Here is a 10434-nt window from a genome sequence, read left to right on the forward strand (position 1 = left end):
GAGTTTAAGGAAAACATGGCTTTTAAAAGAGCCGTGTTTTCTGTTTCTGGTTGGGGTTCAACGGGGCAAAATTGGCAAACGACTTTTGCCCCAAAGTCTTCTACAGATATTATTCATATACAGCCACCTTATCAGCTTTAACTCAAATCATTCACAGCTAATGCTAAATTCCCCTCCCAAAAAGGTAGAAAAAGATATAGTATTATTAGGGTGAAAGGGTTGAGGAACGATATGCCATTACAGAGAAAACAATCCAAAGTATCACTAAACATTAAAATTTCTTCAGACTTAGATCTTCGCCTTAAACGAGCGAGAAAAGCGGCACGTGAACAGGGGTTGATGTTCAACGTATCTCAAGAAGTTGAAAGATTTCTTGAGAAGGAAGTAAAGAAAGTTGAACGCCATCTATCCATAGATGAAGAGATTAAAAATAATCTAGAGGAACTTGGTGGATTGAATATAGATAAGCTCATTAAATCAATGGATTAATTGTTTTCATAAGCTTTTGTTAATTTAATTGAACTGCGAATTGTAGATATAAGTTGAGGAAAACGATGGGAACAGTAATTGGGTTATTGATTTTAGCCGGTGTCGATGTATTACTAAAGCGAAACACGGGGCTTCATTTGCATCAGTGGATAGCAAAAAAGTGCAGTGATTATCAAAAGAATAAAGGCGAATGAACGTTTACTATACAAGAAGTAGGTTCGTTGCTTGAAAGAGCTTGCCAAAACTGAACTCGATTTCGGGTCACTTAGAGGTAGCAATTTCATCAAGCATTGGTCGTGTTACATTCCCAGTACGTATAAAGGCAGTTCTTTTTACCCCCCTAAAATGGGAGCATCTTTATTGATAAGGTTAGGCCACTTGGCTAAAGGTGGATAACCCAACCTCTTTGCCATAATCAAACCCTTCAATGACTTGGTTCATTGACACTTTGCCATACTCTGCGGGCTCGGGTTTGATACCTTGTAATTGCTCAAAATACTGTAAACGTTTTTTCAAGCTGATGTTATCGAGTACCGCGCTGTCTAAACCGCCGGTTTCATCAAGCCCACACAATGGCTCAGGTCGGAGTAATTGCTGTAACCGTACGCTTTGATTAAGACCGGCTTGAGTACACTCGCCCAGCCCTTTCGCTTGTTCGCTAGTCATCACTTTGCCACGCAGTGGCACAGGCTCACGTAATTCAAATTGCGCCCGTAGGTCAAGCTCTGACTTTTGCATCTCAGGTTTGTCAGCAAGGGCAAATTGCGGCAATTCATTGACGTCGGCGCAGAGTAGATTGAGCAATAGAGAAAAATGCGCACGGTCGCCACTGGCCACTGCATGATTTAGGTCTTGGCCTAATTGCAGCTCGTCGGTCAGCAGTGATTGGCGTATTTGTCCGGAGATCATATTACTACTCAAATTATCGGGATAATTCTTTATCGACCGCGACATTTGAAACATTAATGATTTTTTTAGCAGACAGGAAGGAAATTTCAGTTATCATAATATTGTGCTAACAATAATGCGTTCACTAGGGCGCGTTGGCCTTTTTGCCTGCCATTTTCGGAATAAAGCTTTGGAAAAAAGTGTGTACAGCTACAAAAACAAACGTATCCTCATCGTTGATGATCAACGGGCTTTTCAGGTGATGCTGAAAGCCATGTTAACCAACCTTGGCGCAAAACATATTTTCTTTGCTGATACCGCCGAAACCGCCGTTAAGCAGTGTCGTGATAACAAGTTCGACTTATTATTGGTGGACTACAACCTTGGCTCTGGCAAAAATGGTCGGCAATTATTGGAATACCTGCGCAATAATGACCTGGTGCCAAAACACGCCATCTTTTTTATCGTGACCGGCGATAACTCTCGCTCTATGGTACTTACCGCATTAGAGCTTGAGCCTGATGACTACATCATGAAGCCGTTTTCACATAATCAACTTGATACCCGAGTACAGCGCTGCTTTCGCAAGAAAAATGAATTAACCGACGTCTTTAACGCTCTGCGCAGTAAAGATTACGCACAAACTGCGTTGAGTTGCCGCGAGCAATTAAAAAAAGACACTCGATATAAGAACTTCTGCCGTAATTTATTGGCTGAAATGCTGATCCGCACAGAAGACTATGACGCCGCCCAAGCGCTGCTAGAAAGCATTGTCAAAGAACGAGAATTTACCTGGGCAAATATCACTTTAGGCAAGGTCTACTTTTTGCAAAAGCAGTTAGACAAAGCCATTGGCGTATTAGAGCGTGTCATTAAAACCAACTCACTAATGATTGAAGCATACGAGTGGTTAGGCCGTGCTTATGAAGAAAAAGGCCAAGCTGAAAAAGCCCTCACCATAGTCACGCGTGCGGCCGAATTGGCGTACCACAACGTGGATAGACACAAATTATTGGCTCGCATTGCCACCGAAGTGGAAGAGTTTGACGTAGCAAAAGACAGTTATGGCGCTATTTTACAACTGAGCCGAAACTCGTTTTACCCCGCGCCAGCTCACCTTGCTAACTATGTTCGTAGCATAATTACCGCGGCCAAACACGCTGAAGATCCGGTGCGTCGTAACCGCATTTTACAAGACGTGCATTCAGCCCTGTTCAAAGGCCGTCATGAAGAAGGCCAAGAAGAAGATTTCGACTTTGATATTTTCGAAGGTATTTGCCATGCCCGGGTACATGAAGCTAAAGGCGAAATGCTCAAAGCTAAGCGCACCTTACTGCAATCGTTAGCCCCCATCTTAGAGCACCATGACGAAGCCGGCACGCCTATTTTATCTGAGTCGGTGTTTGCCCTCGCTGGCATTGGTGAGTTTGAGTATGCAGAAGAAATGCTGGAAACTCTGGCCAATCGAGACGTGATGGATGAAGTCACTAGCAACGCGCTAAAAGAAACCCAACAAGGTGAACAGAAAAAAATCATGGACGAGTTTAAGTCACTCAATGCCATGGGTAAGAAAGCTTACGACCACCAAGACTTTGAAGCAGCTAAAAGCTATTTCACTCGCGCCCTGAAAAAAGCGCCAATGAACTCAGGTGCGGCCATCAACAAACTGCAAGCCACCTTAAAACTGCTGACTCAAGCCAAGCGCTTTAATCAAAACCTGGCTGATGAGGCGGAAGACTGTATTTCTATCTTAGAAGGCGTGCCATTGTCGCAAACTCACCGTGAGCGATTCTTGCAATTAAAAGAAGACTACCGACAAGCCACGCGCCCCACCAAGAAGTAAAGACGCGACAAACTGGCAACAAGCCCCATTGCACTGCGCAGCCAAATTGTGTGCAGTGCTTGATCGACGGCGCATTTTAGCTTGCTGATTGCGCCTGCCTTCTGTTTTTACATAGCTGTAAATCCATCTTAATATCAATACGTGACCTGCCGCTGTCGCCAATAGGTAAAAACTCACCGAATAAGTCAACTACACTCGCCGTATTGATAATGCTATGAGGTATTTATGACAAGGTATATGCGTGTTGGCACTCCCCCGCTCCATATAAACGGGTTCACTTTGGTCGAGCTTGTTATTACTATCGTTGTAATGGCACTGCTCGCTGTCGTCGCTGCGCCTAAAATGACAGGTTTACAGCGAGACGCGAATATTGCGGCCATTGACGGTTTGTATGCGGCAGTCAATGATGCCGCCGACTTAGCTTACGCTAAAGCCGCGATTCATGGAGTGGAACAGGCCCCGCGCAGTAGCGCAGATGACAAAACCGACGCGCCTCCCGTGAAAATCGATTTAGGCTATTTAGAGTTAAAACACGGCTACCCAGAAGCCATGCTCTCGGAAAACGAACGTTATGCCCCAGACGGACAACCGCGCTTAGGCATCGTTGAGCTCCTCGATATTAACCAGCAGAATTACGATATTTGTTACGGAGACGGCAGTAATTGTAAAAGAGGTACAAGCTCTAAAGTACGCATAGGCATTGATTTAAATGACGATGAAATTAAACAATGTTATGTGCTTTATATGGAAGCAAGTGGCGGCGATAACCCACTGGGCGACGAACATTTCTTTGTTACCAAAGAAACCTCAGAGTGTTAATGCTGAGGCAACCATCTTCGATAACAGCCTTTCACTTCACTTTATGAAGGCTGCTTTCAAGGCGTACTTATAAAAAGGGCAGCGCAGGCCCTTGAGGCACAACTTGGGTCGGGTTTATCATGGTGTGACTAAAGTAATAGTGGCGTTTAATGTGGTACATATCAACGGTCTGCTTTACGCCCGCCATATGATACAAACGCTCTAGATAAGCCTGCAAATGCGGCTTATCAGCGATGCGATATAAATTACATTTAAAGTGCCCTACGTACACCGCGTCAAACCTGATGAGCGTCGTAAAGAGGCGCCAATCAGCTTCGGTTAGCGTATCCCCGACCAAATAGTCTTGTTGGCTTAACCTTTCTTCAATAGCATCGAGCTGCGAAAACAGCGAATGAAATGCTTCTAGGTAAGCCTCTTGGGTCGTCGCAAAGCCGGCTTTGTAAACGCCATTGTTCACCTTGTGATATACCTGTTCATTGACCTCATCAATTTCGCTTTGCAGCGCGGCGGGATAAAAGTCCAACGTGTTGCCGGTTAAGCCATTAAACTCGCGATTAAACATGCGAATGATATCTGCCGACTCGTTGCTGACTATGGTGTTTAGCTGTTTATCCCATAGAATAGGCACAGTGACGCGGCCGCTGTAATGCGGATCAGCTTTAGTATAAATTTGGTGTAAAAAGCCAGATTGAAATAAATCATCCTGGCATTGCTTGTCGTCAAATTTCCAGCCGTGAGCCAGCATATCAGGCGACACCACTGATACACTAATATGATCGGTCAGCTGTTTTAACTGACGAAAAATTAAGGTGCGATGAGCCCAAGGACAGGCTAAAGAAACGTATAAATGATAGCGGCCTGAGTCAGGAGTAAAACGACTTGATCCATCAGCCTTAATGGCATTGCGGAACTGACTCTCACTGCGTACAAACTTACCATCGCTGGCTTTGGTATCGTACCACTTGTCGTGCCATTGACCGTCTACTAATAATCCCATATTCCCTCCTCTGCTGTTTTATTCAGTGTATCTGCGCCTGATGCAACAACAAGTGCAAAATAACAAACATTGTTATTGATAAAGTCGAAAGGTTGTTGAGCTTCTATACTCACCAATAAGGGGAAAGGGGCGCACCTTTGCCACCCAAGAAAGACAACAGGCAGAACAAGTATGACTCAAGCTCAGCACGCACAATGCCAATTTAAGAATCACCTCGGCGATCGCTGCAGGGGGCAATGCGTGGCTGACAACCAGTGTTATTGGCATCATCCAGACACCGACAAGTCTGGCCCTGATACGGCCAAAAAGCTTGAGCAATACGCCCGTAATGGTGGCATGTTACATGGCTTGCAGTTAGCACGTGCCAACCTCGAAGGCGTCAACTTAGTCAAACCAGCCTCTAAAAGTGGTTTTGATTTAACAGGCTCAGACCTTTACCGCGCCAACCTTAGAGGCGCACACTTATTCAACGCGGTATTTTGCAAAGGCAGCTTAATGAAAGCCGACCTCACCGCGGCCAACCTGCATTGCTGCCAGCTGCAAGAGTGCAACTTATTGGGCATGAAACTGGCAAAATCGAAAATTGACAATATCAAGATTGGCGCGCACCTCATCCAAGAAATCAAAGGCAAAGACGCCCTTGATGCCGGCGATACCAAACAAGCCATTGACCAATTTGAGCAAGCAGAAGAAATTTATCGTGATTTGCGCAAAGCCAGTGAGAACCAAGGCTTGTTTACCTTCTCTGGGCCATTTTTACAACGTGAGCTCACCATGCGACGTTATCAAATGCCTAAACTGTCAAGACAGCGGCTGTTCTCAAAAACCGTGGACTTGTTTTGTGGCTATGGTGAAGACCCCATTCGTGTGGTGATATTCTCCATCTTGTTGATATTTATTAGCGCGGTGTTGTATTTCTTTTTTGGCATCAGCTTCGCGGGAGATATCGTACGCTTTGAGCCGCACGCCAGCATTGGCCACAACCTGTTTTCATTTTTGGAATGCTTGTATTACAGCGTGGTAACCTTTACCACCTTAGGCTATGGTGATTTCACCCCGGTGGGATTATCTCGGGGCATCGCCGCCATTGAAGCCTTTACTGGCAGCTTTACCATCGCCCTTTTCGTGGTGGTCTTTGTTAAGAAAATGACCCGTTAGTCAGGCTTTATCCGCTTAGCTAAGGCAGGCATAATAAGGCTTTGATTACCTTTGCTGTTGAGCCTTAAGCCATGCCTGCCAGCCTTTGTTTGACCTTTGCGATGCTGCTATGGGGCAGCTCCTACATTGCCTTGAAATACGCATTGCTGTTTTACCCGCCGCAATGGGTCATGTTTGGCCGTATGGTGATAACCTTAGTGGCTTGCTTACTGCTCTGGCGCTGGGTCAAACAATACCGCTACCAAACCGGTGACTGGAAAATTTTATCTGTGATGAGCTTGGCAGAGCCGTGCTTGTACTTTTTATTTGAAGGCCATGCCTTGCAATATACCTCGGCAGCGCAAGCCGGCGTATTGGTCTCTTGCCTGCCAATTTTTGTCGCAATTTTAGCTTGGTTCACCCTCAAGGAGCGAGTTTCTCGGTTTATTTTATTTGGCTTTTTGCTTTGTATCAGTGGCGGTATCGGCTTGTCTTTGGTTTCCCCTGGTTCAGATTATGCGCCGCGCCCTTTGCTTGGTAATAGTCTAGAAATGCTGGCCATGTTGTGCGCTGCTGTGTATACCATTTGCGTAAAAAAATTGGCCGGCCGATATTCACCTTTAAGCTTGATTGCGATTCAGGGGTTTACCGGTACCTTGTTTTTTGCGCCGCAAGCTGCCATGTCTGAGCTGCCGCAGCAACACGACACAGCCAGTTTACTGGCAGTATTGTATTTAGGTAGCGTGGTGACCCTTGGCGCTTACGGTTTATATAACTATGCCATTGTCAAAATAAGCGTGCTTAAAGCAGCCGCATTTTCTAATTTAACGCCTGTTTTTTCGCTGTTTCTGGCCATATTAATCCTCGGTGAGCAACTTAACCTGTGGCAAGGTATCGCCATCGCAACCGTATTTTTAGGGGTCTATATCAGCCAACAACACAGGCAAGCTACGCCGTGTGACAAGGTGGAAAATGCCAGCGCCTAAGCTTGCACCTCGTTAATGGCTGCTCTAGTATGACCAAGACATTTAATTAGCCCTACAAGAATCACTATCATGAAAATCGTTTCTTTTAATATCAATGGCCTGCGAGCAAGACTTCACCAGCTCCAAGCCCTTATCGACAAGCATCAGCCTGACGTCATTGGCTTACAAGAAATTAAAGTGCACGATGAAGCCTTCCCCTTGGCAGACGTTGAAGCCATGGGTTACCACGTGTATTTTCATGGCCAAAAAGCCCACTATGGCGTAGCCATGTTATGTAAGCAAAAGCCCACTAAGGTGCAAAAAGGTTTTCCTACGGATACTGACGAGGCTCAACGCCGCATGATCATGGTAACGGTGCAAAATGCGCAAGGCGAAGACGTTACCGTGTTAAATGGTTATTTCCCGCAAGGGGAAAATATTAATCACGAAACCAAGTTTCCATACAAGCGTCAATTCTACGCTGACTTGCAAACCTACCTTGACAGCCACCATCAACCAGATGACAACGTCATTGTCATGGGTGACATCAATATTTCACCTACCGACTTAGACATTGGCATTGGCGCACCTAACGCAAAGCGCTGGCTTAAAACCGGTAAGTGTAGCTTTCAACCTGAAGAGCGTGAGTGGTTAGCACGACTAATGGGCTGGGGCTTTAGCGATACCTATCGTCAATTAAACCCAGACGTAAGCGATCGCTTTAGCTGGTTTGACTATCGCTCAAAAGGCTTTAACGATAATCGAGGGCTGCGCATTGACGTGATCCTCGCCACTGAAAAAATGGCGGCCAAAGCCGTTGAGTCCGATGTTGATTATGAACTTCGTGGCATTGAAAAGCCGTCCGATCACGCGCCAATCTGGACCACGTTTGCGTAACGGCTAGGCATTTTCAATACCGCAAACCGCCGAAACAACGAAAAATGCCCCAGTCACCAAGGTGACTGGGGCATCTCCCGCTCACAAACACTCTGTCATAGCTCAGCTATCAGAGTTGCTTGATTTTTGTACCCCTTAGGGTATCCATGTAGTCCAGCGTTTCTCTTACGCTTTTTGGCTCGTACAAGCGCAACACGCCTGCCCAGCCTTCTGAAACTTCAAAATCGTATGCCTCACCCGTTTCACAGTTAAAAGTGACCGAGACGGTACCATTGCCGTTGTCACGCATGTCTTCACCCGACACGTAAAAGCGTTCGGAATCAATCCACCCATCGGCTGCATAAGTCGTTAATGAGTAGTAACCACCGCGGCCTTCAACGTCCAGGTTAGGCGTTGGAATCGTCCACTCTTGACACGAAGTGTCCCCTTGCCCAGGCACTCGCTCTAAGTATTGGGCCGTATCAGCAGGCAAACCTGCGTAACCGAATGCTGTCACATACTTAAAGTGATGTTCTTCCACTTCATCAAAATCGGCGCCAAAACCTTTTAAACCTTCAATCGGCGCGCCGTGCTGCATAACGTTGTTGATAAGCTTCAGGCGATAGCCTTCAACGTCACTTGCGTCGAAACCTTTGCCTTGGTATTCGTTAGCCGAACTGGCTTCAATAGAAAGCAATTGCTGGCGACGTTTAGTGTCAGCAATCGAGTCTGCGATGCGGGTACGAGCTAACACATGCACATGGGTACCCGTGGTTAAATCGTCTGCGGTCAAGGTTAGTGTTTCACCTCGGCGCACGACTTTATGTACCAAGTGGTTCTCATCCATAATATGAATAATTTGAAAGTAATTGTTGTCTTGTGCTGGAACATGGAACGTCGCGCCTTGAGACACATCCACTACCATGGTGGAGTACACCACGTCACGGTTCGAGCGAATAACCGTTTGTGCTTGCTTCGATACCGGCTCTGCATGCAGCCATTGGTTAACGCCTACCTTTGCTTGTAAGCCAAGGAAGTTCCAGTCTGATTCTGCTTGGTGATAGTTATCCCAGTTCACATCTCCCACCGGCGAGTGGTCGTATGAGTCTGCCGACACGCCAAAGGTGAGGGCTGCTAACATGCTTGCTAATATAGTCTTTTTCATTTCGGCTTACTCCTGCTGTATCGATAGCAAGCAGTATGAACACCCTATGAAATATACTCCAATTGATTATTTGAAAATAAGATATACACTTTTGGTATACCTAAAGAACTCTCCCTTAGTTACAAAGGAAAGGATATGTTGCTGTCTAACCAATTTAAGCGTTTAGACCTGAATTTGCTGAAAGTACTCGTGGTGCTGATTGAAGTACAAAACACCCGTAAAGCCGCGCAGATATTGTATACCAGCCAACCTTCAATCAGTCGCTCGTTGCAAAAGCTCAGGCACTACTTTGACGATGAGCTATTTATTCGCTCCCAGCACGGCTTGGCACCAACGGCAAAATTAAACGATCTTAAACAAACCGTGTTGCCGGCGATGCAGCAGCTGGCTTATACCTTAGAGCCACAAGATGACTTTAACCCAGCCCTGTTGGATGAGGGCGTGAATATCGCCATAAATGGTTTTATCGCTAATAGTATCTCGGCCCAGTTAACCCATTACTTGTTTCAGCAAGCGCCGAATATCAAAGTTAACATCTTAGATTGGAGCAAACTGACGCTGGAGCAATTAGTCTCTGGTGAGATTGATATTGGCGTGAATTATTACCCTCTTGAGCTTTCTAAGCAGGTATATCAAAAGCAAATCGCCAAAGACGGTTTTTTATTTGTTTGTCGACAAGGGCACCCTCTTGCAGGCACTTTACTTAATGATTACCAAGGGCCCAGCTTAGACTTGGCAAGCTTGGTGGTCTCTGACTGGAACGATACTATTGCCATTGCGCCAACGGTGCTTGCCAGCGCCGGCATATCGGCAGAAGTAAAAGTGCGCTCAAGTTACCTGCACAGCTTACTGGCCATTGTTAAAGACAGTGACGTTTTGTTTCCCTGCTCGAAATTATTGGCTCAATCTCTTAGTCACGAGTTTGCACTGTTAGCGTTTCCCGACACCCCGACCATGCCGGTGAGCGAAGTCGGTATTACCATGGGCCGCAAGCATCGCAACCAACCTAAAATGCGTTGGTTAGAAAGCTGTATTAGTGAGGTGTTTAGTCACAGTTAAGCGGACTGATTACTCGAATTAAGTCAACAGCGTCGCTTTGGCCTATTACACCTCATTGATTGTTACGCCATGCCGCTTTGGCTTATGGCGTGGTCGATTAAGTCCAGTAACCATTTAAATTTCCATTCTTTTAGCTCATCAGCTTTAAGAGCGGATACTGCTTCGTTTCGAGGATGTCCTTCTTCCCAAAATGCCG

12 protein-coding genes are annotated in these 10434 nt (G+C 45.9%); 9 read left to right on the forward strand and 3 right to left on the reverse strand.

The annotated features are described in order from the left end of the window. The first annotated feature begins 15 nt into the window (after window positions 1-15). The 3 genes from D1Z90_RS22015 (at window position 16) to D1Z90_RS22020 (ending at window position 683) form a co-directional block, all read left to right on the forward strand. On the forward strand, window positions 16-141 hold the full coding sequence (locus D1Z90_RS22015) for a hypothetical protein (RefSeq protein ID WP_269777132.1): 126 nt from the start codon (window positions 16-18) through the stop codon (window positions 139-141). A 90-nt stretch (window positions 142-231) separates the two neighbouring features. After that, complete coding sequence (locus D1Z90_RS18880; protein WP_119912356.1) at window positions 232-489, forward strand: hypothetical protein; 258 nt, start codon at window positions 232-234, stop codon at window positions 487-489. 65 nt (window positions 490-554) lie between these two features. Next, on the forward strand, window positions 555-683 hold the full coding sequence (locus tag D1Z90_RS22020; RefSeq protein WP_269777135.1) for a hypothetical protein: 129 nt from the start codon (window positions 555-557) through the stop codon (window positions 681-683). A gap of 175 nt (window positions 684-858) precedes the next feature. Here the strand turns inward: D1Z90_RS22020 and D1Z90_RS18885 are convergent, their stop codons facing one another. Then, window positions 859-1398 (reverse strand): VC2046/SO_2500 family protein, encoded by a 540-nt coding sequence (locus D1Z90_RS18885; RefSeq protein ID WP_158587191.1) that lies wholly within the window; start codon window positions 1396-1398, stop codon window positions 859-861. A gap of 169 nt (window positions 1399-1567) precedes the next feature. Between D1Z90_RS18885 and D1Z90_RS18890 the strand changes: the two genes are divergently transcribed. Further along, the gene (locus D1Z90_RS18890; protein WP_158587192.1) at window positions 1568-3220 is read left to right on the forward strand and encodes a response regulator; all 1653 of its coding nucleotides are present in this window, start codon (window positions 1568-1570) and stop codon (window positions 3218-3220) included. 225 nt (window positions 3221-3445) lie between these two features. Beyond that, window positions 3446-4039: a pilus assembly FimT family protein gene (locus tag D1Z90_RS18895; RefSeq protein ID WP_119912359.1), complete on the forward strand. Its 594-nt coding sequence runs from the start codon at window positions 3446-3448 to the stop codon at window positions 4037-4039. 67 nt (window positions 4040-4106) lie between these two features. Here the strand turns inward: D1Z90_RS18895 and D1Z90_RS18900 are convergent, their stop codons facing one another. Further along, on the reverse strand, window positions 4107-5036 hold the full coding sequence (locus D1Z90_RS18900) for a glutathione S-transferase family protein (RefSeq protein WP_119912360.1): 930 nt from the start codon (window positions 5034-5036) through the stop codon (window positions 4107-4109). 171 nt (window positions 5037-5207) lie between these two features. Between D1Z90_RS18900 and D1Z90_RS18905 the strand changes: the two genes are divergently transcribed. The 3 genes from D1Z90_RS18905 (at window position 5208) to xthA (ending at window position 8035) form a co-directional block, all read left to right on the forward strand. Then, window positions 5208-6194 carry an ion channel gene (locus tag D1Z90_RS18905; RefSeq protein WP_119912361.1) on the forward strand — a complete coding sequence of 329 codons (987 nt, stop codon included), beginning with the start codon at window positions 5208-5210 and terminating at the stop codon, window positions 6192-6194. 71 nt (window positions 6195-6265) lie between these two features. After that, window positions 6266-7159 carry a DMT family transporter gene (locus D1Z90_RS18910; RefSeq protein WP_119912362.1) on the forward strand — a complete coding sequence of 298 codons (894 nt, stop codon included), beginning with the start codon at window positions 6266-6268 and terminating at the stop codon, window positions 7157-7159. Window positions 7160-7228: 69 nt separating this feature from the next. Further along, entirely contained in the window at window positions 7229-8035 is an 807-nt protein-coding gene (gene xthA, locus D1Z90_RS18915; protein ID WP_119912363.1) for an exodeoxyribonuclease III, read from the forward strand. Between the two features lie 109 nt (window positions 8036-8144). On the opposite strand, the gene D1Z90_RS18920 is transcribed toward xthA, so the two are convergent. Beyond that, window positions 8145-9179 (reverse strand): DUF1254 domain-containing protein, encoded by a 1035-nt coding sequence (locus D1Z90_RS18920; protein ID WP_119912364.1) that lies wholly within the window; start codon window positions 9177-9179, stop codon window positions 8145-8147. A gap of 135 nt (window positions 9180-9314) precedes the next feature. Between D1Z90_RS18920 and D1Z90_RS18925 the strand changes: the two genes are divergently transcribed. Beyond that, on the forward strand, window positions 9315-10238 hold the full coding sequence (locus D1Z90_RS18925) for a LysR family transcriptional regulator (RefSeq protein ID WP_119912365.1): 924 nt from the start codon (window positions 9315-9317) through the stop codon (window positions 10236-10238). The last annotated feature ends 196 nt before the right edge of the window (window positions 10239-10434 follow it).

The sequence above is a fragment of the Motilimonas pumila genome (assembly GCF_003596335.1).
GTDB classification, from domain to species: domain Bacteria; phylum Pseudomonadota; class Gammaproteobacteria; order Enterobacterales; family CBDFNC01; genus Motilimonas; species Motilimonas pumila.